The sequence below is a fragment of the Bacillus sp. FSL R7-0685 genome, from assembly GCF_038002425.1.
GTDB lineage: Bacteria > Bacillota > Bacilli > Bacillales > Bacillaceae > Bacillus > Bacillus subtilis.
Map to the genome: position 1 here is coordinate 2,322,656 of NZ_JBBOCN010000001.1, position 21,608 is coordinate 2,344,263.

General features: G+C 44.6%; 27 protein-coding genes. 6 read left to right on the forward strand and 21 right to left on the reverse strand.

The features are described from left to right. Positions 1-15: 15 nt before the first annotated feature. The 11 genes from MKY50_RS11995 to ansA form a co-directional block, all read right to left on the reverse strand. Complete coding sequence (locus MKY50_RS11995) at positions 16-831, reverse strand: purine nucleoside phosphorylase I, inosine and guanosine-specific (protein ID WP_003230447.1); 816 nt, start codon at positions 829-831, stop codon at positions 16-18. Between the two features lie 12 nt (positions 832-843). After that, positions 844-2,028: a phosphopentomutase gene (gene deoB / locus MKY50_RS12000; protein ID WP_015251776.1), complete on the reverse strand. Its 1,185-nt coding sequence runs from the start codon at positions 2,026-2,028 to the stop codon at positions 844-846. A 160-nt stretch (positions 2,029-2,188) separates the two neighbouring features. After that, positions 2,189-3,079: a site-specific tyrosine recombinase XerD gene (xerD, locus tag MKY50_RS12005; RefSeq protein WP_341116720.1), complete on the reverse strand. Its 891-nt coding sequence runs from the start codon at positions 3,077-3,079 to the stop codon at positions 2,189-2,191. A gap of 7 nt (positions 3,080-3,086) precedes the next feature. After that, positions 3,087-3,314, reverse strand: a complete 228-nt coding sequence (locus tag MKY50_RS12010) for a YqzK family protein (RefSeq protein ID WP_003230440.1) — start codon at positions 3,312-3,314, stop codon at positions 3,087-3,089. Between the two features lie 124 nt (positions 3,315-3,438). Next, positions 3,439-3,888, reverse strand: a complete 450-nt coding sequence (gene fur / locus MKY50_RS12015; RefSeq protein ID WP_003223972.1) for a ferric iron uptake transcriptional regulator — start codon at positions 3,886-3,888, stop codon at positions 3,439-3,441. Between the two features lie 112 nt (positions 3,889-4,000). Continuing rightward, complete coding sequence (gene spoIIM, locus MKY50_RS12020) at positions 4,001-4,645, reverse strand: stage II sporulation protein M (protein ID WP_004398593.1); 645 nt, start codon at positions 4,643-4,645, stop codon at positions 4,001-4,003. Between the two features lie 100 nt (positions 4,646-4,745). After that, positions 4,746-4,961, reverse strand: coding sequence for a hypothetical protein (locus MKY50_RS12025; protein ID WP_003246030.1), 216 nt, complete (start codon positions 4,959-4,961; stop codon positions 4,746-4,748). A gap of 99 nt (positions 4,962-5,060) precedes the next feature. After that, a complete protein-coding gene (locus MKY50_RS12030) occupies positions 5,061-6,380 on the reverse strand; it encodes an NAD-dependent malic enzyme (RefSeq protein ID WP_003230433.1) in 1,320 nt (439 codons plus the stop codon). A 17-nt stretch (positions 6,381-6,397) separates the two neighbouring features. Continuing rightward, entirely contained in the window at positions 6,398-7,804 is a 1,407-nt protein-coding gene (mleN, locus tag MKY50_RS12035) for a malate-H+/Na+-lactate antiporter MleN (protein WP_003230432.1), read from the reverse strand. Between the two features lie 140 nt (positions 7,805-7,944). Beyond that, positions 7,945-9,372, reverse strand: a complete 1,428-nt coding sequence (aspA, locus tag MKY50_RS12040; protein WP_341116725.1) for an aspartate ammonia-lyase — start codon at positions 9,370-9,372, stop codon at positions 7,945-7,947. Between the two features lie 44 nt (positions 9,373-9,416). Continuing rightward, the gene (gene ansA, locus MKY50_RS12045; RefSeq protein ID WP_004399032.1) at positions 9,417-10,406 is read right to left on the reverse strand and encodes an asparaginase; all 990 of its coding nucleotides are present in this window, start codon (positions 10,404-10,406) and stop codon (positions 9,417-9,419) included. A gap of 181 nt (positions 10,407-10,587) precedes the next feature. Between ansA and ansR the strand changes: the two genes are divergently transcribed. Then, on the forward strand, positions 10,588-10,938 hold the full coding sequence (gene ansR / locus MKY50_RS12050; protein WP_004399024.1) for an HTH-type transcriptional regulator AnsR: 351 nt from the start codon (positions 10,588-10,590) through the stop codon (positions 10,936-10,938). A gap of 8 nt (positions 10,939-10,946) precedes the next feature. On the opposite strand, the gene MKY50_RS12055 is transcribed toward ansR, so the two are convergent. Both MKY50_RS12055 and nudF read right to left on the reverse strand, forming a co-directional pair. Continuing rightward, the gene (locus MKY50_RS12055) at positions 10,947-12,110 is read right to left on the reverse strand and encodes a TIGR00375 family protein (RefSeq protein WP_033884655.1); all 1,164 of its coding nucleotides are present in this window, start codon (positions 12,108-12,110) and stop codon (positions 10,947-10,949) included. Beyond that, on the reverse strand, positions 12,107-12,664 hold the full coding sequence (gene nudF, locus MKY50_RS12060) for an ADP-ribose pyrophosphatase (protein ID WP_004398600.1): 558 nt from the start codon (positions 12,662-12,664) through the stop codon (positions 12,107-12,109). The genes MKY50_RS12055 and nudF overlap by 4 nt, the downstream gene beginning before the upstream one ends. Before the next feature lie 74 nt (positions 12,665-12,738). On the opposite strand from nudF, the gene mciZ reads away from it, so the two are divergent. Further along, positions 12,739-12,861 carry a Z-ring formation inhibitor MciZ gene (mciZ, locus tag MKY50_RS12065; protein ID WP_003230420.1) on the forward strand — a complete coding sequence of 41 codons (123 nt, stop codon included), beginning with the start codon at positions 12,739-12,741 and terminating at the stop codon, positions 12,859-12,861. A 62-nt stretch (positions 12,862-12,923) separates the two neighbouring features. Continuing rightward, positions 12,924-13,844: an aldo/keto reductase gene (locus tag MKY50_RS12070; RefSeq protein WP_341116726.1), complete on the forward strand. Its 921-nt coding sequence runs from the start codon at positions 12,924-12,926 to the stop codon at positions 13,842-13,844. A 31-nt stretch (positions 13,845-13,875) separates the two neighbouring features. Here the strand turns inward: MKY50_RS12070 and MKY50_RS12075 are convergent, their stop codons facing one another. Beyond that, complete coding sequence (locus MKY50_RS12075; RefSeq protein WP_003230416.1) at positions 13,876-14,100, reverse strand: YqkE family protein; 225 nt, start codon at positions 14,098-14,100, stop codon at positions 13,876-13,878. Positions 14,101-14,259: 159 nt separating this feature from the next. Between MKY50_RS12075 and MKY50_RS12080 the strand changes: the two genes are divergently transcribed. Beyond that, on the forward strand, positions 14,260-15,177 hold the full coding sequence (locus tag MKY50_RS12080; protein ID WP_086344042.1) for an alpha/beta hydrolase: 918 nt from the start codon (positions 14,260-14,262) through the stop codon (positions 15,175-15,177). Between the two features lie 39 nt (positions 15,178-15,216). On the opposite strand, the gene MKY50_RS12085 is transcribed toward MKY50_RS12080, so the two are convergent. The 7 genes from MKY50_RS12085 to MKY50_RS12115 form a co-directional block, all read right to left on the reverse strand. Next, positions 15,217-15,456: a YqkC family protein gene (locus tag MKY50_RS12085; RefSeq protein WP_003230411.1), complete on the reverse strand. Its 240-nt coding sequence runs from the start codon at positions 15,454-15,456 to the stop codon at positions 15,217-15,219. A gap of 12 nt (positions 15,457-15,468) precedes the next feature. Further along, complete coding sequence (locus MKY50_RS12090) at positions 15,469-15,792, reverse strand: iron-sulfur cluster biosynthesis family protein (protein ID WP_003226552.1); 324 nt, start codon at positions 15,790-15,792, stop codon at positions 15,469-15,471. Next, complete coding sequence (locus MKY50_RS12095) at positions 15,789-16,820, reverse strand: GNAT family N-acetyltransferase (protein ID WP_341116727.1); 1,032 nt, start codon at positions 16,818-16,820, stop codon at positions 15,789-15,791. The genes MKY50_RS12090 and MKY50_RS12095 overlap by 4 nt, the downstream gene beginning before the upstream one ends. Next, on the reverse strand, positions 16,813-17,157 hold the full coding sequence (locus MKY50_RS12100; RefSeq protein WP_032729078.1) for an antibiotic biosynthesis monooxygenase family protein: 345 nt from the start codon (positions 17,155-17,157) through the stop codon (positions 16,813-16,815). The genes MKY50_RS12095 and MKY50_RS12100 overlap by 8 nt, the downstream gene beginning before the upstream one ends. A gap of 9 nt (positions 17,158-17,166) precedes the next feature. Beyond that, on the reverse strand, positions 17,167-17,637 hold the full coding sequence (locus MKY50_RS12105) for a GNAT family N-acetyltransferase (RefSeq protein WP_004398668.1): 471 nt from the start codon (positions 17,635-17,637) through the stop codon (positions 17,167-17,169). Positions 17,638-17,821: 184 nt separating this feature from the next. Further along, the gene (locus MKY50_RS12110; RefSeq protein ID WP_003230403.1) at positions 17,822-18,160 is read right to left on the reverse strand and encodes a YolD-like family protein; all 339 of its coding nucleotides are present in this window, start codon (positions 18,158-18,160) and stop codon (positions 17,822-17,824) included. After that, positions 18,157-19,395 (reverse strand): DNA polymerase IV, encoded by a 1,239-nt coding sequence (locus tag MKY50_RS12115; protein ID WP_341116730.1) that lies wholly within the window; start codon positions 19,393-19,395, stop codon positions 18,157-18,159. The genes MKY50_RS12110 and MKY50_RS12115 overlap by 4 nt, the downstream gene beginning before the upstream one ends. Positions 19,396-19,559: 164 nt before the next feature. Between MKY50_RS12115 and MKY50_RS12120 the strand changes: the two genes are divergently transcribed. Beyond that, on the forward strand, positions 19,560-19,766 hold the full coding sequence (locus MKY50_RS12120) for a YqzH family protein (RefSeq protein ID WP_014477257.1): 207 nt from the start codon (positions 19,560-19,562) through the stop codon (positions 19,764-19,766). Positions 19,767-20,325: 559 nt separating this feature from the next. After that, entirely contained in the window at positions 20,326-21,579 is a 1,254-nt protein-coding gene (locus MKY50_RS12125; RefSeq protein WP_015714218.1) for an MDR family MFS transporter, read from the forward strand. Positions 21,580-21,608: the final 29 nt, after the last annotated feature.

A 21,608-nucleotide genomic window follows, 5' to 3' on the forward strand; every position in this document is an offset into this window, starting at 1 on the left:
TGCATTGATTCATTTTTATTCGTACTGAGCGACGATCGCTTTAACAAGCTTTAAGAATCCAGCTTTTACTTTTTCGGTCACTTCCATCACTTCATCGTGACTTAAAGGCTGATCCAGAATTCCGGCTGCCGCGTTAGAGATGCAGGAAATGCCAAGAACCCGCATTCCCGCATGATTCGCTACAATGACTTCCGGAACAGTAGACATGCCGACTGCATCAGAGCCCATCGTTCTTAAGAAACGGACTTCTGCCGGTGTTTCGTAAGAAGGTCCTGTCACAGCAGTGTACACGCCTTTTTGAATTGGGATATTAAGGTCTTTCGCAATCTTTTCAGCCAGGCTGGACAGATCTTTGTCATAGGCTGAAGACATATCTGGAAATCTGGCGCCGAAATCTGCTTCGTTTGGCCCGATTAACGGGTTTGTTCCCATAAAGTTGATATGATCGGTAATAATCATTAAGTCTCCCGCACGGAATTCAGTGTTGACACCGCCTGCGGCATTTGTCACGATCAACGCTTCCACACCGAGCGCTTTCATCACGCGTACAGGGAATGTGACTTTCTCCATTGAGTAGCCTTCATAAAAATGAAAGCGGCCCTGCATTGCAATGACGGAAACTCCTTCAAGAGTGCCAAGCACAAGCTGTCCAGCATGCCCTTCAACAGTAGATACCGGGAATTCAGGTATGTCTTCATATTTCAGCTTGACCGGATTTTCGATTTCGTCAGCCAAAATGCCAAGACCTGAGCCTAAAATAAGGCCGATCTTCGGAGATTCCGGCAGGTTTTGTTTAATAAAAGCTGCTGCGCGTTCAATTCTGTCCTTCAAGAAACAGTCCCCCTATTGTAATAAAGATAAAAAGCTTTTCCCGTATTTCGGTTTATTCGTTTGGAAATTATCAGCGATCGTTGCGCCAATATCGGCAAATGTATCTGCAAGCGGCAGCATTTGCGCTTTCTTATGTTTTTTGCTGTAAGCGAGAATCGGCACATACTCGCGTGTATGGTCAGTCCCATGATGAATCGGATCATTGCCGTGGTCGGCTGTAATAATTAACAGATCGTCTTCTCTCATTTTTTCAAACACTTCCGGAAGCCGCGCATCAAATTCTTCAAGCGCGCGTCCGTAGCCTTCAGGGTCACGGCGGTGTCCGAATAACGCGTCAAAATCAACAAGGTTCGCAAAGCTCAGACCCGTAAAGTCTTCTCCCAGCGTATCGATCACCTTGTCCATTCCGTCCATATTAGAAACCGTTCTGCGTGAAGAAGTAATGCCTTCTCCGTCGTAAATATCAGAGATTTTACCGATTGAAATCACATCTAAGCCGCTGTCTTTCAATTCATTCATGACAGTACGATCAAACGGTTTAAGGGCATAGTCATGGCGGTTTGGCGTCCGTTTGAATTGACCCGGCTCTCCGACGAACGGCCGTGCAATAATGCGGCCAACCATATATTTCGGATCAAGCGTCAGCTCTCTCGCCGTTTCGCAAATGCGATACAGCTCCTCAAGCGGCACAACCTCTTCGTGAGCGGCAATTTGCAGAACAGAGTCAGCAGACGTGTAAACAATTAAAGCCCCTGTCTCCATGTGCTCCTGACCAAGCTCATCCAAAATCGCTGTGCCGGAAGCCGGCTTGTTTCCAATAATTTTGCGGCCAGATCTCTTTTCCAGCTCTTGAAGCAATTCATCAGGAAAGCCTTCCGGGAACACTTTAAATGGTTTATCAATGTATAAACCCATAATCTCCCAATGGCCGGTCATCGTATCTTTTCCGTTTGACGCTTCTTGCATTTTTCCATAGTAGGCAAGCGGATGTTCTGTTTTTTCTACACCTTTGATATCTTCGATAAGACCAAGGCCGAGCTTTGCCATATTCGGCATATGTAATCCGTTCATATGCTCGGCAATATGACCGAGCGTATGAGCGCCTTCGTCATTAAAGTCAGCGGCATCCGGCGCTTCGCCGATTCCGACTGAGTCCATCACAATTAAAAACACACGATTATATTTGTATGCAGGCATCTTGAAAGCCTCCTTTTTTTCTATACGTCTATTGTATCGCTAAGAGGTCTGACAACTCAAGTATAAACCGTTTTCATTCCAGTTGACAATGCATTTGGAAATAATGAGAAACTTCAATATTTTCTGTCGCTCTAAACAAAAAAGCCGCAGCCACCTGCGGCTATGCTCGCGGATGAAACTGCTTGTACACATCCTTCAGCCTTGTTTTCGTCACATGCGTATAAATTTGCGTCGTGGATATATCCGCATGACCGAGCATTTCCTGCACCGCTCTTAAATCTGCCCCGTTCTCAAGCAGATGCGTCGCAAAGGAATGCCTTAGCGTATGTGGAGTCAGCTCTTTCTTAATGCCGGCTTCCAACGCGATTTTTTTCAGGTTCTTCCAAAATCCCTGGCGGCTGATCTGTTTGCCGTGATGATTTAAAAAGAGGGCGTCAGATACATTATTTTTTAACAGTTTTCCCCTGGCTTTTGTCATATATTCCTCAATGGCGGAAGCGGCGGCTTCACCAATTGGCACAATCCGTTCTTTTCTTCCTTTGCCGAAGCATCGGACAAACCCCATAGATAAATGAACATCTGTCGTTTTCAACTCAGTCATTTCACTGACTCGTATGCCTGTCGCATAAAGCAGCTCCAGCATTGCTTTATCCCGATATCCGAAAGGGCTCGTCAGCTTAGGCGTGTCCAATAATCGCTCGACTTCATTGAGTGCGAGCACCTTCGGAAGCGCCCGTTCCGTCTTTTGTGTTTCGATATGAACGGAAGGGTCCTTATCCGTTACTTTTTCCCTGAGCAGAAATTGATGAAAAGAGCGAATGGATGCCAAATGCCGCGCCGATGTCTTGCCGGATTTCCCCGAGTCCTTCAAATGCTTTAAGTATTGGATAATATGTATGCGGGTAACGTGATTCCAATCCGTCACATGAAGGGTTTCTGTTAAGTAGAGAGAATAGCTTTTCAAGTCACGTTCATAGGATACGATCGTATTTTGAGAGAGCCCTCTCTCTACCATGACGTAGTGGATGAAATCCCTTATTTGATCTTTCACTCTTGATCTACTCCCCGTTTTGGTAAAAAAAGATCAACCGGTCGAACCATCCGCCTTTTTCATCCTGATCCATTTCAACAACTTTTACAGCGGAGCCTTCCGGTTTATCATACCGATGATAGTTTTCATACTCTTGATTCACCCATATCATAGCATAATAGAACAAAGCGGTAAAACCGGTAAACAGGATGAAAACTTTCAATGCATCGACAGCTGTTTTCAGGAATCTTCCCATGTCCTAATCGATCCTTTCCCTATGGTTCCAGTTATATAAACCATATGCCAAATCAGAAAGGTTTTATACATAGAAACAGCAAAAAACCCTTTCCCCATGAGAAAAGGTTCGCGCTCGGCACCGTCTATTCAGTTTCTTTTCCGTTACAGCGGTGGCAAATGCCGTGAAACGTCAATCTATGATCTTTAATCTTAAATTTCCAATCACGTTCAATGATTTCTTCCACGTCTTCAAGCAAATCTTCTTCAATTTCATCAACGGCTCCGCACTCCATGCACACCAAGTGGTGATGAAAGTGAGCTGCGCCCTCTTTCCGAAGGTCGTAACGGGACACACCGTCTCCAAAGTTAATTTTATCTACGACTTTTAATTCAGTTAATAATTCAAGCGTACGGTATACTGTAGCGAGACCGATCTCAGGAGATTTCTCTTTTACGAGGAGGTATACATCTTCTGCGCTTAAATGGTCTTCTTCGTTTTCAAGCAGCACTCTTACTGTCGCTTCACGCTGTGGCGTAAGTTTATAGCTGGATGAGTGCAGTTGTTTCTTAATTCGATCAATACGGTTTTCCATGTCTTTCCCTCCTACGCCGCATTCCATGACTCATTATAACAAAATACGCGCAGAGTTCCAACTATAATTATTATAAACTGATAAATAAAATGGTTTTCTTTTAATAATGATTTTAAAAAAGTCTAGATGTAAGCTTTTCCATTAAAACAGGAGATAAGTATGCTTCAAACAGAGATGAGATCAGCGCTAAAAACAGAATGACCAGCAGCACAAAGGCATACCGCCCGAACCATTGAATCGGCGCGTCATGCAGGCTTCGTTTCACGAACAGCTGTCTGATTAACTTTAAAGAAAACGCAATTGCACATGTGCCCATAATGAGATAAGCCGGAATCAGCAGCACATTTTGCGGCAAAACGGAGACAAATGATAGGAAAAACCCGCTTACTCCCATCTGATTGACTAGGAACCCGACAGTAAAGCCGACGACGATCCCTTTCAGAAAGATCATAATGAAAATAATCGGCATCCCAATGACGGAAATTCCGAGTATCCACATCAGGCCTAAATACTTTGCATTATGAAAGATACTTTGCCCAAACATATCAGCTGAACTTGCCTGTTTTCCATCCGAAAGCTGTCCAAAAAATTGACTTAAGTAGTAGTATAAATCTTCTTTCTGGCTGATGGTCATACTGTTGACAATAATCGCGCCAAAGATGACACCCATGAAAAACAGCACTGACACAAATATATAAAGAGAGAGATGATCTTTGACATGCCTGAGAAACATGTCCTTATAAGAGATTTTTCGCATACCGTTTCCTCCCGCCCGTTCTAGTGATTTGATTTAATAGATTGTATGAAAGAAACAGAAAAACATGCCCTTTTTCAAAAAGAAACGATAGAGACGAATGCTAGGCGGCTTTTTGGGGCACAAAAAAATCCTTATCATCAACTGCTGTATGATCATAAGGATTCTTATGCTTCCGTTTATTCAAAATCTCTTTTTTGCTTTTTGTCATTCTTCCATGTGTGCTGAAAGATGGTGTGCTGCCTCTTGATAATAAGACGTCACGTCCGCCGTTTCTCAATCGATGCCCCCGCTTCTTTTTCGCTTGGCTTTTTGCCATGTGATCACTCCCTTTTTTATTTTCATAGTAATGATAACAAAATTGAACAATGATAAGAAAAAAACAGCACCTGCTACGACAGGTGCTGTTTAGCTACATTTATTTCACTGCTGTAAGAGCTGCATGCTCGACAGCTGTTGCTACCGCATGATGGACTTTTGAATCAAGCGGCTGAGGGACCACATCACCTTGTTTAGTGCAGGCTGCGATGGCCTCTGCTGCTGCGACAAGCATATCATGATTAATCTCCGTGCTTTTTGCGTTAAGCGCTCCTCTAAAAATCCCAGGAAAACCGAGTACATTATTAACAGAACGCCCGTCAGCTGCATATGCGGCGCCAGCCTGCAGCGCGGCCTCCGGCTCAATTTCCGGCTTCGGATTCGATAAAGCCAAAATCACTTGACCAGAACGTACAAATGCCGGTTTTATTAAACCCGGAACGCCCGTTGTAGCAATGACAATATCACATGTTTCCATAAGCTCCTCAATACTGGAAACTGCCTGTCCGCCGTATTGTTCGAGACGGTTCATTGCTGACTCTGATTTGTCTGTTCCGTATACAGCATTCACACCATAAGCCATGAACATCCGGCAGATGGCCACGCCTGCTGCGCCAAGGCCGATTTGCCCCACTTTCGCTTCCTTCAGGTCAACCCCCGCACTCCTGCATGCCGAGATGGCAGCTGCCAGCGTCACTACAGCTGTACCATGCTGGTCATCGTGCATAACAGGGATGTTCAGCTCCTCTTTTAGGCGATCCTCGATTTCAAAACAATGCGGCGAACCGATATCCTCAAGAAGGATGCCGCTAAAGCCCGGAGAAATATGTTTTACTGTTTTGATGATTTCTTCAGGATCACTCGTATCAAGCAGTATCGGAATGCCGCTAATACCCGCCAGCTGATCAAACAAAGCAGCCTTTCCTTCCATGACAGGCATGCCAGCCACAGAGCCGATATTCCCAAGGCCTAAAATTGCGGTTCCATCCGTTACAATTGCAACAGAATTGCTGATCGTTGTATAAATAGAAGCTTTTTCAGGTTCTTTTTCGATCAGTCGGCACACGTCCGCAACACCTGGTGTGTAGACACGTCCCAGCTCTGCCAGTGAACGGATCGGCATTTTGCTTTTCATTTGGATTTTTCCGCCTTCATGTGCGGACAGGACTTCATCAGATACGGTGTGAAGCCTGATCCCTTCTCCGAGGGCCTGTACAGCCGCGATCACTTCCTGAAGCTGTTCTTCATTCTCCACTTGAACGGTAATATTCCGCATTGTGTAATTGGGTCCGACTTTTACCGTCTCCACTTCACCAATATCCCCGCCCAGAAGGCCGATGGCCGTAGCCACCCTTCCAAGATTTCCGGGAACCGAAGGCGTTTCGATCATCAGTGTCCGAATCATGTGTTTCGCTATCATTCAGTGATCCTCCCCTATTAGCCTAGTTTTTCGGCTTTAACTGTATTGTTTTTCGTATACCATATAAATTTTCCTGTATAACCATAGATAATTGCAAGACCTATTGCTACAAAACTGAGCCACATAAACGGCAGATAAGAGAAGGTAGAAACACCTAAAATACCAGCCATGTAAATCCCATTATCAGACCAAGGAACCATCCCCGAAGTCAATGTTCCCCCGACCTCTGAGTTACGTGATAACACTCTTCTGTCCAGATGTAAGCGATCATAGCTGTCTTCCATAATTTTCGGAGTCAAAATAAGAGATACATACATCGCACAGCCGAAGATGTTTGCTAAAAACGCTACGATCAGTGTAGACAATGTGACATTGCCGGCTGAAGTTAATTTCTTTTCAAACGTTGAAACAATGACTTTTAACACGCCGAGTTTCTCAAGCAGACCGCCAAAACCAAGGCCAAAGATGATGACGACGAGAGAATCAAGCATACCGACAATTCCACCGCGGTTTAACAAGCCGTTCAAAAATTCAACATCAGTTTTAATAGAGAAGCCGTTGTACGCAGTTGCAATCGCATGGGCAATATCCATTCCTTGGAAAACAACAGCCCAGATTGCACCGAGTAAAGCGCCAATTACGATAACCGGCATAGATGGCTTTTTCATCGCCAATAAGACTATGACGAGAACTGCCGGGATCAGCATCCAAATATGAATGTCAAACGTGTTTTGCAAAGATGATTTTAAGAATTCAACTTTATCAAGATCAATATTTTTCCCGCCGTACATAAATCCAACAACTGTAAAGAGTATAGCTGTAATGACATAAGCAGGTATTGATAAATAAAGCATTGCTCTCACGTGAGCCAATACATCGACTTTTGATAGTGAAGAAGCTAGAACTGTACTGTCAGACAGCGGAGACAGCTTGTCCCCAAAATAAGCACCTGAAAGAATAGCTCCCGCTACTAGAGGAAGCGGAATGCCTAAACCCTCTCCAATTGCGATCATGGCAATGCCGGCAGTTCCGACTGTTCCCCATGACGTTCCTGTTGCCACAGACATAATGGAACAAATAATTAACGTTGCCAGTAAAAAGATACTTGGGTGAATAAATTCCAGTCCGTAATAAATCAAAGTCGGCACAACGCCTCCGGCAATCCATGTTCCGATGAGCGCCCCAACTGAAACGAGAATCAGTACGGCTTCAAGGCCATTTGATATCCCATGTACAATCGCATTTTGTAAATCTTTATAAGAATAACCGAGTCTTATACCTAAAAGCATTGCAATAAACCATGAAACAAAAAGCGCCAGCTGTATCGGCAAGTCGAGAAAGACTGTAAACGATAGAACAAGTGCTAAAAATACTCCTAGTACAATAATAATTTCAAATAGTGTTGGCAATCTTACATCCTTCAAAAGAAGTCCCCCTTCATGTAAAAGCTAAAACGCTTTCAATATATAATGCAACACGTATACTATACTTCCTCATCCCTATGTTGTAAACAGCTTATTCATCCGACTATTCGGAGATGAATAAGCTGTATTTTATACAAATTTTATTTTTCTAATAGTTCTTTCCCTGCGATACCTGGTTTGGTCATCTCATATGGGTTTAAAATAATATCCAATTCTTCTTCAGTCAGCACATCATGCTGCAGGCAAAGGTCACGGACTGATTGGCCTGTCATAATCGCTTCCCGGGCAATTCTGGCAGCCGCTTCATATCCAAGATGCGGATTGACAGCTGTGATCACGCCTGCGCTTTTTTCTACGTATTGCTTCAACCGCTTTTCGTTGGCTTCAATGCCCTTTAAGCAGTTTTCAGTGAACGAACGGAAGCCGTTGTTCATGATGCTGATGGATTGAAGCAAATTAAAGACAAGCACGGGCTCCATGACGTTCAACTCAAGCTGGCCGGCTTCTGAAGCAAGGCAGATTGTATTGTCGTTTCCGATAACCTGGAACGCAATTTGGTTGATCAGCTCCGCCATAACCGGATTGACTTTCCCCGGCATAATAGATGAACCCGGCTGACGTGCAGGCAGAGAAATTTCCGCAAGTCCGGCGCGCGGTCCCGACGCCATTAAGCGCAGGTCGTTTGCGATCTTCGACATGTTCATCATGCAGACTTTTAATGAAGCTGATACCTCTGTATAGGCATCTGTATTTTGTGTCGCATCAACAAGATGGTCAGCGCCGACAAGAGGAAGCCCGCTAATATCAGCAAGGTGCTTTACTACCTGTTTGATATATTCAGGATCAGCGTTCAGCCCTGTACCAACAGCAGTTGCGCCCATGTTGACTTCATATAGGTGCTGGCGCGATTGCTTGATTCGTTTGATATCACGCTCGAGAACACGGCTGTAAGCTTCGAATTCCTGGCCAAGACGGATCGGAACCGCATCTTGAAGGTGTGTCCGGCCCATTTTAATAACAGAGTCAAACTCCTGTGCTTTTTGCTTGAACACACTATGCATATCTTCCATTGTTTTCAGCAGTTTTTCTAAGAGCTTCAATGTGGAAATATGAATAGCAGTCGGGAACACATCGTTCGTAGACTGTGACATGTTCACATGTGTGTTTGGACTTAAATGGATATAATCTCCCTTTTTATGTCCCATGATTTCAAGCGCCCGGTTTCCGATAACCTCATTCGCGTTCATGTTCATAGAAGTTCCGGCACCGCCCTGAATCGGATCGACGATAAACTGATCGTGCCACTTGCCTTCCAGAATCTCGTCAGCGGCTTGTACGATAGCTTGGCCAATTCCTTCATACAGCCGTTTCACGTCCATGTTGGCAAGAGCCGCAGCTTTTTTCACAATCGCCAGTGCGTTAATCATTTCCTCATGGATTTTGTATCCTGTGATCGGGAAATTTTCAGAAGCACGGAGCGTCTGAATTCCGTAATAAACATCTGCCTCAATTTGTTTTTCCCCAAGGAAGTCTTTTTCCACGCGATATTCTTTTTGGCCGTTTAACATAATCTTTAACCTTCTTTCTCTTTGCTGGTTATCGTTTTTACATTTTACAGGACAACGTCATCAGCTATCGGCGTTTCCATAATTCTCTTGACGACAGGAAGATCCGAAGACTGACCTAGCGCCCACATCAATTTTGGCACAATTGCTTCTGTGTTCATATTTCTTGATCGGATAATTAAGTCTTGGTTGACTCTGCGGCCAACCTCGTAAATGCTCATGTCTTCGCCTTCTTCAAGACATTGAGTCGTAATGACGACGACAATGCCGCTTTCGATCAGCTCATTCACTTTTGACAAAATGTCCCTGCCTTCAAACGGCACCCCTCCGCTGCCATAACTCTCAATGACAATTCCTTTGTACATGCTTTTCAGGGCATCAAACATTTCGGGCTTTAAGCCTGGATGCAGCTTCAGCAGACATACATCTGTGCATAGTGAAGTGTCAACTGTGAAGGTGTCGTTCTCAGGTTCCGTTACTTGTTTGTTGTATTCAATCCCGTCTTCATTGATAAAAGCGATATATGGGTAATTGATGCTTTCAAATGCGTCGTAGCTTTTCGTTCTTAATTTGATCGCACGCGTTCCCTGAATGACTCTGCCGTCAAATACAACATAAACGCCGCCCACGCCTTCACAGGCAAATCGAATGGCATCAGTAATATTTTTTTTGGCATCGGTTTTTTGGAACGTGATCGGAATCTGCGAGCCGGTGATGACAATCGGCTTTTTGGCATGCTGCAGCATATACGATAGTGCTGCAGATGTATAGGCCATTGTATCTGTACCGTGAGTAATAACAAACCCGTCATAGGCATCATAATTTTCCTTAACGGCTTCCGCTATTTCCACCCAGTATTCAGGCTGCATATTGGTGCTGTCTATATTCATAAGCGACTGAGTTTCCATTGTGTAATCGTTATCAAGTTTTGATACGTAACTTAATAATTCATCAGCCTTGACTCCGGGAGCCAGCCCATTTTCCCCTTCAACTGAAGCAATCGTTCCCCCAGTTGTCAACATCAATAATTTTTTCATACCATGCACCTCTTCACTGTATCTAAAGATGGGTTGCGAGAAGGTATTCGCTTTTCGCATACTTTTAATGCAATTATAGACACGGAAAATAAAATACGCAAGACATTATTATTCAATTCGCGTACACTTCCTAATACCTATATGATATAATCAGCTCAAGGTGAAAAAGGAGCGGAAGTTCATGAATCTAGATCGTTTAACTGAATTGAGAAAAAAGAAAAATTGGTCGCTTCAATATACAGCTGACCTTCTCGGTATCGCAAAAAGCACATATGCCGGCTACGAGTCAGGCTACCGACGGCCTTCACTTGAAGCGCTTGCCATGCTGGCTGACCTCTTTGACACAACCTGCGATGAACTTTTAGGCCGCGAGAAACAAAAGCAGACTGCTCCTCAGGCCATAGAATTGGCCACGTGGAGCAGCCTTGACTTTACCATTTCTGTTGATGGCCAGCCGCTGAGTGAAGATGAAATCATCCAGCTGATTACCTTTATACGCACAAAAAGAAAAGTACAGGAGGAACTGAGTTAATCTTTAGCTCACGGTTTAATTTTACCGTAGGTTCCTCCTCCTCCGGCTTTCAATTCCAGTTTTCCGGATCTCGCTTTTACGATAAGCGCCGCGGTTTTCGGCGGGACAACGCGAGCCAAATCTTCTTCTGCAGCCTCATGAAGAACAGCCATTTCTGTTCCGAAGGCTTTTTTTAGTTTGTCCAGCGTTTTCGGGCCTACACCCGGAACAAATTGCAGCGGGATCTGATGTACATATCGCGGACGCGGGACGCGAACTTCAAGCTGATCACTCAATTCACGCAATCTTTCGCTGACTCCCTTGGTAAATCTGGCATTTCCGCAATTCGCGCACGCTGTTTCCCCGCTTACAGCAGGCTCTCCGCACGCTTCGCAAGCCGTCTGATAATATTTCCCCAATAACGGGTCCAAGCCATAATTTGCGATAATTTTCCTGTCATCTTGTCCCTTTAATGCAAGAGCAAATTCAGTAAAATCAGCTGACTGCACATATAGTTCATTATATTCTCTGCCGATTTTCCCCAACGAATGCGCATCAGAATTTGTTAAAAAAGGATACGGATTCAATTGCGATACGTGTGATGCCATGTCTGTATCACAGCTTAATCCAAGCTCCACCGCGTCTATCATAGATGGATCAAAAACCTCAGTTAAGCTTGATTTAACCCCTTTTCCATATAAGCTTTTATGCGGCGTAAAGATATGGGCGGGGATAAACAAGCCGCCCATATCCTGCACTTTTTTTTGCAGGTTTAAGCCCGTTTCATAAATCCGCTGCGAGCTTAAATGAATATTTTTCAGCCGGGCTGACAGCCAGTTTGAAAACTGTTTCATATCAGCCAACGTCGGCATAAATACGAGCACATGGATCGGTCCGCTACAAGCTTCATCATAAATCTCCAGCTCGCTCCCCAATAAAAGAGTCGTGCTGCGATAACGAATTCCTCCCCCGTCAAGCTCGCGATATTTTCCAGATGAAATGCCTTCCTCAAGCTCTAGAATGACTTCCGGAGAATGACAGTCGATAATGCCGAGGAGTTCAATTCCTTTATGTTCACTGGCTTCAACCAATATTCTGTCCAGCGTTAATGTTTTGGCACCTGTTATTTTGACAGCCCTTCCTGTAAAGGTCCGGCCGATATGAATATGTAAATCCGCGTAAATCTTTTTCATTTTTGTGCTTGGAGCGCTTCTTTCAGCTGAAGATACTGAATGGCGTAGGCTGTTTTAGCATCGTATACTTCACGCGATTCAACCAGCTTTAGCGCATCTTCAAGCGTCACCTCCATCACTTCAACAAACTCGTCCTCATCAAGCTCCCGTTTTTCTTCAAGCACAGAAAGCTCCTCAGCAAGAAAAACGTGAACGATTTCATCTGCAAATCCGGGTGATGTATAAAACGCAGTTATTTTTGTCAGTTTTTTTGCTGTATAACCGGTTTCCTCTTCAAGTTCCCGAAGTGCCGTATACTCCGGCTCCTCACCTTTTTCAAGCTTACCGGCCGGAATTTCAACGATCGTCCGCTCAAGCGGCTTACGGAATTGTTTGACCATGATGATTTTCCCTTCATCTGTGACGGCTAGTACCGCTACAGCTCCAGGGTGTTTCACAATTTCACGTTTACTGGCTTTGCCGTTTGGCAGCTCTACATCCTCGACATAAAGATCAATGACTTTACCCGAAAAGATCTGTTCTTTGGCAATTGTTTTTTCTTCTAATGATTTCATTTCTTCATCTCCCGTTCTGTCTCTATATGATGCCCCATACATTTTATCATACTAGAGCAAAAGGGGGCTTCTTCGTGAAAGTGCACCGCATGCCAAAAGGTGTTGTCTTAGTCGGAAAAGCATGGGAAATTCGGGCGAAGTTAAAAGAGTATGGACGCACATTTCAATATGTGAAAGATTGGATCTCAAAGCCATAAAAGTTGAAACTTTAGCTCCTTTATATTACGGTCAATACAAAGCCTAAAAAAGGAGTGTGCACATGAAAAAGCGCAAATTGGGTACATCTGATTTAGACATTAGTGAAGTCGGACTCGGCTGTATGTCTCTTGGAACTGAAAAAAACAAAGCATTGTCCATTCTGGATGAAGCGATCGAGCTTGGCATCAACTATTTGGATACAGCGGATTTGTATGACCGGGGACGCAACGAAGAAATTGTCGGTGATGCGATCCAAAACAGTCGCCAGGATATTATACTGGCAACAAAAGCGGGAAACCGTTGGGATGACGGAAGCGAGGGCTGGTATTGGGACCCTTCAAAAGCTTACATAAAAGAGGCTGTAAAAAAGAGCCTTACACGGCTGAAAACAGATTATATCGACCTTTATCAGCTTCACGGCGGCACGATAGAGGACAACATTGATGAAACGATCGAAGCGTTTGAGGAATTAAAACAAGAAGGTGTCATCCGCTACTACGGCATTTCTTCCATCCGCCCGAATGTGATTAAAGAATATGTAAAAAAATCAAACATCGTCAGCATTATGATGCAATTCAGCCTGTTTGACAGACGCCCTGAGGAATGGCTCCCGCTTTTAGAGGAACATCAAATCAGCGTAGTCGCCAGAGGTCCTGTTGCCAAAGGGCTCTTAACTGAAAAACCGCTTGATCAAGCTTCAGACAGTATGAAACAAAACGGGTACTTGTCCTATTCATTCGAGGAACTGACAAATGCCCGCAAGGCAATGGAGGAAGTGGCTCCCGATCTTTCCATGACAGAAAAGTCGCTGCAGTATCTGCTAGCACAGCCGGCTGTCGCTTCAGTGATTACAGGCGCCAGTAAGATTGAGCAGTTACGGGAAAATATTCAGGCAGCAAATGCACGGCGTTTAACCGAAGAGGAAATCAAAGCGCTCCAATCTCATACGAAACAAGACATTTACAAAGCTCATCGCTCATAGCAGAAAAACCAGCACCTGTACGGGTGCTGGTTTATTTATATTGATGCCAATCCATTTGGCTTTCATTTAGGAGTTCTTCAAAGCTCTTATTTTTTTCGATCTCTTTTTTCTTTCTAATCTGTTCTGCTTTTTCTCTTTCCTGCCTCTTTTCATCCTCTTCCTTCAATTGGCTCTTCATCTCCATAAGCTTTGCTTTGATATCGGATTGAAGGCCGTCTTTTAGCTGGTGTTTGTCAGCGGATTTTTGTTTTTTCATTCAGACTTCCCCCATGTTTTGTTTTGAAGACAGTTTATCACGGAGCATATACACTGAACAAGCAGACTCTCTTCTGATCACTTTCTCAGCGGAGCAGTGTTTAGGTATAATGATTTTAAACACGAATTACCTATATTTAGTTGAAAGGTGCTGTGACTTTTGAAGAAAATCCTTTTGGCCATTGGCGCTCTCGTAACAGCTGTCATCGCAATCGGAATTGTTTTTTCAAATATGATTCTATTCATCAAGAAAAAAACGGATGAAGACATTATCAAAAGAGAGACAGACAACGGACATGATGTGTTTGAATCATTTGAACAAATGGAGAAAACCGCTTTTGTGATACCCTCCGCTTACGGGTACGACATAAAAGGATACCATGTCGCACCGCATGACACACCAAATACCATCATCATCTGCCACGGGGTGACGATGAATGTACTGAATTCTCTTAAGTATATGCATTTATTTCTAGATCTCGGCTGGAATGTGCTCATTTATGACCATCGCCGGCATGGCCAAAGCGGCGGAAAGACGACCAGCTACGGGTTTTACGAAAAGGATGATCTCAATAAGGTTGTCAGCTGGCTCAAAAACAAAACAAATCATCGCGGATTGATCGGAATTCACGGTGAGTCTATGGGAGCTGTGACCGCCCTGCTTTATGCTGGTGCACACTGCAGCGATGGCGCTGATTTTTATATTGCCGATTGTCCGTTCGCATGTTTTGATGAACAGCTTGCCTACCGGCTGAGAGCGGAATACAGGCTCCCGTCTTGGCCCCTGCTCCCTATCGCCGACTTCTTTTTGAAGCTGAGGGGCGGCTATCGCGCACGCGAAGTATCTCCGCTTGCTGTCATTGATAAAATCGAAAAGCCGGTCCTCTTTATTCACAGTAAGGATGATGACTACATTCCTGTTTCTTCAACCGAGCGGCTTTATAAAAAGAAACGCGGGCCGAAAGCGCTGTACATTGCCGAGAACGGTGAACACGCCATGTCATATACCAAAAATCGGGATACGTACCGAAAAACAGTGCAGGAGTTTTTAGACAACATGAATGATTCAACAGAATAAAAAAGCGAAAGGCCTCTTCGGCTCTTTCGCTTTTTTATGTTACAGAACGTCGGTAATGCCATCCATATTTTCTCTGATCCATTCAATCGCAAGATCTATCGTTGTAAACTCCTGCGTCTCGAAGGTCATTTCATCCTGCAATAGCCAGACATCTTTCTTGATGGACTCTGCTCCTCCGATTGACCAGTGAAGCAAGGTATAGGGATGGTTTTGATTCAGGAAGGATACCCACGTTTTATTTTGTGCTGTGTTCTTCATTGCCTTCAGCTTTTGTTCCACGTTTCGCGTCTCCTACTTTACTAATATGCTCATTCTGGGGCTGAGCATTTCAGCCGGGCTTTTCAGCGCCAATGTTTTGGCTTTTTCATTGTAATCGATCGTCATTTGATCGTCAAAAAACACTTTTTGCGACGATTGGATATACAGCGGAATGCCGTTCGTTTCCAGCTGCTCGCACTGTCCCGTTAATTCTTCTGCCAGCCAGATTGTCGGGACACCGCTTACAGCGCAGCCGCATCCTTCTGCATCGTAACGAAGCTGGGCTTTTTTTCCCGGGTTGGCGTCAAACGCCTGCTGCAGTGCCTGTTTTGCTGCATCTGTCACATGTATGTTCATAAGGTGAAACCCCCGTTTTCATCATTTTCGCTATTGTAGCATACAACACTGCCATTCGCATTGTTTCTGCCTTTTTTCCACCGCTTCGCATTTTCTTCTGCAGTCTTGATCCACTCATCTTTCCCTTGTATGTACTGATTGATGCTGTCAGGATGCTGGGCCGCCAGCCGTTTTTTGAGAACGGCGTATTCTTTCGCTATGTTTGGATGAGCTCTGAGATAATCTCTGAATAACAGATGCCTTTCAATAGCAGGGTTTCCCTGTTCGTACATATGGACATGATGAGTGCGTTTATTTCCGCCCTTTTGGAAATAACGCCTGCCCGCTATGCCGTTTTCACCTTTTGGTGTATAGCCGTTAGCCTTCATTTGTTCATCAAATTGGCTCACGGCTTCAATGCTTCTGACTTCAATTAACATATCAATGATTGGCTTCGCTGCCATGTTCGGTATTGATGTGCTTCCGATGTGATGAACAGCGATAATCTCCGGCCCGAACACAAGTTTCAGCCGTTCTTTTTCTTCATCGAAACATTCTGCCCATTTTTCGTTGTAGAGAATGACCTCAACTTTTCTTTTCGGATACAAATGAAAGACCGTCAGCAATAGACCCTGCGCTGCTTTGACGGTTTCTGCCTTTTGGAATCCGGCCTGTGTATAGAGTGACACAGCCGGGGTATTGTTCTCGGCTGTGACTACTTCGATTTTCTCAGCGTCTTCATTATGATCAATGACAAATTGCAGAAGCGCTCGTCCAATTCCTTTTCTGAAACCGTCAGGATGCACAACAAGCCTGCAAATGGTGAGATAATGCATGTTTTTCTCATATGAAATGACACCGATCAGCTTGCCGTTTTTCCGATATCCCGCAAACCGTTCATGGGATGCTTGAATATCCTTCACCTTCTCTTGTAAAGCGGGAATACCGTCAAAACCGATAATCTCTGTTTCCTTTATGTAGGCGGGGATCTGTATGGCTAAAATCTCACGCGCTATAGCGGCTTCCTTATGCTGGAGAAATTCAATCATTCGTGTTCTCCTGAAACAGCCGCTGTCTGTCGACTTTTGCGACGCGGACTGCATACGACTCGTACCAAAGGCTTTTTCCTTTTTCTTTTGCCGCTTGATGTTCAGTGTGATGCTTCCAATGGTTAATTGCGTCCATACTGTCCCAATAGGAAACTGTGATGCCCCTTCCATCCGCTTCACGTACGCTTTCCACGCCTAAAAATCCAGGCTGATCCGCCGCAAGTGATACCATCCACTCCGCTGTTTCTCCATATCCTGTGTCATTTTCGCTTTTGACAGAAGAAAAAATGACTGCATAGTAAGGAGGCTCAGGTGTTTTTGATAAAAAATCCATCATATTTCCCCCTCATATGTTTTTGACAAACAGTACCCTGTCTTGGCCCGGGCCATCATAGTTTGCAAACACTGAGATGCCATTTACCGTTTTGGTGCCCTTTTCAATATCAAACCCCAATTTTGTGTGATATGCGATTGATACCTTATTCACAGGTGAAGTGACACACTTCACCCGGGTGCAGCCCCTTTGTTTTACTGTTTCGATAAATACATCATACAATTGTTTCCCAATTTGCATTTTTCTGAAATCCGGATGCACACCGGAAAAATGAATGTACGCCGTTTCAGGATCGGATTGCGATTGAAATCCGATTAAAAATCCCGTCATGCTGTTATGTTCGGATGTAATAAAGCTTGTGTCCTGAAAATGCTCAAAAAATAGTCTCGGCAATTTTTCTTTCAGCTGTCTGCCGCCCCACCATTCATTCAGTACAGACGTTACCATTTCATAATCTGAAGACGTGATTGTTCGAATATCCATTACGATTTGATCTCCCTCCGTCTGGCAAAACGAATGTCAGCTCTTTTTCTCACAATATAAAAATTATATTTTGCCTGGCTGGAATTGTAAATGCCTTCTTTCCTGTATCATACGTTTCCAGACTGCCGAGGGAACAATGTTTCATCATTTTAGCCTATTTCTCCCCCAAGCAGGAGGAGAGACTTTACAGTACAATATCAAGCACTTGATCAAGTCTCAGCTTATAAAGCTGATCCTCATCTCCTTTTATCCATACTGCTTTTTCAAACTCTTCATACCGGCAGATCTTCCCGGTGCAGCGGACAATCTCACCGTCCTGAAAGCAGCTGACAGTGATATCCTGAGCGAACTCCATCGCGGCGCAAAGCGTTTGATTCATCTCTTCCAGCTTATCGGGGTCAAGGATCGGCTTTTGCAGCTTCTGTTTAAGCCGCTTTCTCTCCAGCAGGCTTTGCTTATGTTCCGGCAGAAACATCCTGCTCCCTTCCCACAGCAGGTTGCCCCTTTTTAAATGATCGTTCATTTATAATGCCCCCCTATTTTAGCCGCACGTTCAAATGCCTGGCCTGCCGCTGTCAGTGACGCCGCCCTGATGATTGCTGTGTCGCCGAATCGATTTTTAATGCCGTCCATCACATAGCCTAGGCTCATTTTCTTTGCATAATCCTGAAATAAATTGAGCTGCCATATGTCATCAGATGAGAGCTGAGACAGATTGACACCGAGACGGCGGACAGGTTTCCCGTCCCAAAATGTAAGAAACAGCCGGCGTACAGCCTCATATACATCCTGCGTAGAATTAGTCGGCTCTGCCAGCTTCACTTGCCGGTTGAAGCCCGTCGGCCAATCAAAATCAGCACCCCGGCAGCTCACTGACACCGTCTGCCCCATGACCCCGGCGTTTCGGCTTCGCCTGCACACTTCTTCACTCAGCTCAAGCAATACGACCTTGATTTCTTTGTCAAAGTGTTCGTAGTCTCTCGGGAGAGTCATTCCATGGCCTATCGCCTTTTGCCCGTCCAGAGACGAAGTTGACACAGGGGAATAGTCGATTCCGTTTGCCGTCATCCACAGCACGTGGCCGTTAATGCCCCATTTCTTTTTTAAAAGATCGAGCGGAAAAGCCGCGAGCCCGCCGATCGTGCTGATGCCCATTCGATTTAAATGATGCTTCATGCGGCTCCCGACGCCAAACATGCTGCCCACCGGGAGCGTCCACATTTCGGTTTTCATATTTTCTTTCGTTAAGGTAAAAATACCGTTCGTATTCTTTTTGGCAAAATTGTCACACGCAATTTTGGCCAGCGCTTTGTTAGGGCCGATTCCGACCCGCGCATAAACGCCGATCTCCCGCATGATTCTGCCCTGAATGCTTTTCGCGATCTCCATCGGCGTCCCAAACAGCTTCTGGCTGCCTGTAATGTCCATGAACTGTTCATCGATAGAATAAGGCTCCACAAGGTCTGTATACTCCTCGAGAATGGCCGTAATTTGCAGTGATACATCAATATACCGTTGCATACGCGGCCGGAGCACAACAGCCTCAGGACACTTTTCCTGCGCCTCCCACAGCCGTGAAGCATTCACCACACCTTTTTGTTTCGCCAGCGGGCAGGCAGCCAATACGACTCCGCCCCTTTTTTCAGGGTCACCCGAAACAATGACGGGCCTATTTTTCAAATGTGGATTTTCCGCTTTCTCTACAGATGCATAAAACGATTGCATGTCAACGAGAAAAATCACTTTTTCTTTCATCATACACACCTCTAAAAAGAACTTATGTTCGTTCTCATTATATGCGAAAGTATGTTCGTTTTATACTGGTAAATGATTCTTGTCTGACAGAAAATATGATCCAAGGGTTTGAGAGAAGAAAAACATTTAGTAGAATAAAAGTGAAGCATAAGGATAGGAGAGTCATGATGGAGAAATTTGTCGAAAAAATGATGGAACAGGCATTGCGGCAATACGGCAGAAACGTTGCTATAGATCCGTTAAGCCCGTATGAAAAACAAAGCCTGAAAGCGGCTCTACAAGAGAGACGGAATGAAGAACCGGATGAGGATTTGCATGCGCATATAGAAGATATCATTTATGACTATGTCACAAACCAAGGCCTGTTCTCTTAAACGCATGACTGTCAGTTCTTTCAGCCGCTGATGCGGCTTCCCTTTGAAAACACCGCCTGAAACAAATAAACAGTCTCAGGCTTACAGAAAAAAGCAGGATTTTCTCACGCTCCATAGATTCATATGGCCTGCCGTAAAATTCCCCTCAGTGCTCGCGCAAAACGGAATAAGCTGTCCATGATCACGCGTATACACTTTTTCGAAGAGATGTGCTCTCTTGTTCTGTCATGCGGTCCATCGGTTTTCAGCTTACATCTTGATCTCATAGCCGGTTTCACTGCCGATATGATCTACGTCCTGGCGGCTTAAACTCTTTTAATGTTTCAAACACACCCTCACTGACCAATCGCTTTGCTTTTCATCGGACATCCCGTCATTTTCCTTCTTTCAAGATGTAAACTCCGTCAGCCACACGCATCCTCAACGCATAGTATATTGCCATCCATACAATCAGGCATACTACATGTCAATAACGAAATATTTTGAACGATCTATTGGAGAAGGAAATTTTTTCATATATGATAGAGAAAGATCATACATACAGGAGAGAATATAATTCATGAAGAAATGGAAAGATATCCACCCGATCAGCTGGACAATTATAATCGGAACCATTTTCGGCAGAATGGCAACATCGATGAGCATTCCTTTTTTAGCGATTTATTTGACAGCCGTCCAAGGCGCATCAGCTTCCTATGCAGGGCTGGTCATCGCCGCGAGCTCATCAGTCGGCATCCTCGCAAGCTTTTACGGCGGATATATCTCAGATAAATTCGGCAGAAAAAACATGATGCTTGTATCGATTTTCGGATGGATGCTGGTATTTGCAGGCTTTGCGGCAGCATCTAATCTCTGGGTGTTTTTTGTAGTAAACGCATTAAACGGTCTTTGCAAATCACTGTTTGAGCCCGCTTCAAAGGCCTTGTTGTCTGATATGACAGAAGAAAAAACGAGACTGCTAGTTTTTAATTTACGCTATGCGGCTATTAATATCGGCGTTGTCTTCGGACCTGTGCTTGGCCTATATTTCGGCTCATCGCAATCGACTACGCCCTTTTTGGTGCCTGCAGTCATTTACGGACTATACGGAATTGTGCTTGCCCTCCAATTTAAAAAACATCCATCCTTATCAGCACCAGCCCAGTCCCGAAATATGAGCGTGCGGGAAGCGTTTATGGTCACGCAAAAGGATTATCTTTTTACAATTGCTTTGGTCGGCATTACGCTATGCACCTTCGGCTACTCACAATTCAGTTCCACATTCCCTCAGTATATGGCGCAGAACCCCTTGATCGGCAATGGAACGAAGCTGTATGGGCTGATGCTGACATTAAACGCAATCGTTGTGTTGGCGACGCAATTTCCCATTGTCCATTTTGCAAAACGGTTTTCGCCGCTTTGTTCTCTGATGCTCGGTAATGTGATGGTTAGCATCAGCATGGCCATTTTCACCGTATCACACGGTGTTCCATCAATTGTGATGATTGTCATCACATTTACAATCGGCGAAGTGCTTTTATTCTCTATGATGGATTTGTATGTAGACCAGATTGCAAAACCAGGATTAAAAGGCACTTATTTCGGGGCAATCGGTTTTTCACAGCTCGGAAACGTCATCGGCCCTTGGGTCGGGGGGATATGTATAGACCTGTTTGGCGCTGGCCGGCCGATTTATATTTTTTCTGTCCTGAGCGGCATTACCCTGCTCGGCCTGCCATTTTTAGCGTTCGCCTATCGGCAAATGAAAATGGAGACCACAAAACACCGTTCCCGTCTGGAAAAGCCGCTTTACATAAAAAACGGAAGAGAATGAATCTCTCCCGCAAACATGAGGTGAAGAAC

What these genes read in the sequence shown, in the direction of transcription:
- nudF (WP_004398600.1), bottom strand. Translation starts at nt 12,664, where the DNA reads ATGAAATCATTAGAAGAAAAAACAATTGCCAAAGAACAGATCTTTTCG.
- aspA (WP_341116725.1), bottom strand. Translation starts at nt 9,372, where the DNA reads ATGTTAAACGGCCAAAAAGAATATCGCGTGGAAAAAGACTTCCTTGGG.
- MKY50_RS12075 (WP_003230416.1), bottom strand. Translation starts at nt 14,100, where the DNA reads ATGAAAAAACAAAAATCCGCTGACAAACACCAGCTAAAAGACGGCCTT.
- MKY50_RS12115 (WP_341116730.1), bottom strand. Translation starts at nt 19,395, where the DNA reads ATGATGAAAGAAAAAGTGATTTTTCTCGTTGACATGCAATCGTTTTAT.
- MKY50_RS12010 (WP_003230440.1), bottom strand. Translation starts at nt 3,314, where the DNA reads ATGGGAAGATTCCTGAAAACAGCTGTCGATGCATTGAAAGTTTTCATC.
- MKY50_RS12030 (WP_003230433.1), bottom strand. Translation starts at nt 6,380, where the DNA reads ATGATAGCGAAACACATGATTCGGACACTGATGATCGAAACGCCTTCG.
- MKY50_RS12110 (WP_003230403.1), bottom strand. Translation starts at nt 18,160, where the DNA reads ATGAACGATCATTTAAAAAGGGGCAACCTGCTGTGGGAAGGGAGCAGG.
- MKY50_RS12055 (WP_033884655.1), bottom strand. Translation starts at nt 12,110, where the DNA reads ATGAAAAAGATTTACGCGGATTTACATATTCATATCGGCCGGACCTTT.
- MKY50_RS12025 (WP_003246030.1), bottom strand. Translation starts at nt 4,961, where the DNA reads ATGGCAAAAAGCCAAGCGAAAAAGAAGCGGGGGCATCGATTGAGAAAC.
- MKY50_RS12090 (WP_003226552.1), bottom strand. Translation starts at nt 15,792, where the DNA reads ATGAACATACATGTGACAGATGCAGCAAAACAGGCACTGCAGCAGGCG.
- spoIIM (WP_004398593.1), bottom strand. Translation starts at nt 4,645, where the DNA reads ATGCGAAAAATCTCTTATAAGGACATGTTTCTCAGGCATGTCAAAGAT.
- MKY50_RS12070 (WP_341116726.1), top strand. Translation starts at nt 12,924, where the DNA reads ATGAAAAAGCGCAAATTGGGTACATCTGATTTAGACATTAGTGAAGTC.
- ansR (WP_004399024.1), top strand. Translation starts at nt 10,588, where the DNA reads ATGAATCTAGATCGTTTAACTGAATTGAGAAAAAAGAAAAATTGGTCG.
- ansA (WP_004399032.1), bottom strand. Translation starts at nt 10,406, where the DNA reads ATGAAAAAATTATTGATGTTGACAACTGGGGGAACGATTGCTTCAGTT.
- MKY50_RS12105 (WP_004398668.1), bottom strand. Translation starts at nt 17,637, where the DNA reads ATGGATATTCGAACAATCACGTCTTCAGATTATGAAATGGTAACGTCT.
- MKY50_RS12125 (WP_015714218.1), top strand. Translation starts at nt 20,326, where the DNA reads ATGAAGAAATGGAAAGATATCCACCCGATCAGCTGGACAATTATAATC.
- MKY50_RS12100 (WP_032729078.1), bottom strand. Translation starts at nt 17,157, where the DNA reads ATGATGGATTTTTTATCAAAAACACCTGAGCCTCCTTACTATGCAGTC.
- MKY50_RS12095 (WP_341116727.1), bottom strand. Translation starts at nt 16,820, where the DNA reads ATGATTGAATTTCTCCAGCATAAGGAAGCCGCTATAGCGCGTGAGATT.
- deoB (WP_015251776.1), bottom strand. Translation starts at nt 2,028, where the DNA reads ATGCCTGCATACAAATATAATCGTGTGTTTTTAATTGTGATGGACTCA.
- fur (WP_003223972.1), bottom strand. Translation starts at nt 3,888, where the DNA reads ATGGAAAACCGTATTGATCGAATTAAGAAACAACTGCACTCATCCAGC.
- MKY50_RS12120 (WP_014477257.1), top strand. Translation starts at nt 19,560, where the DNA reads ATGGAGAAATTTGTCGAAAAAATGATGGAACAGGCATTGCGGCAATAC.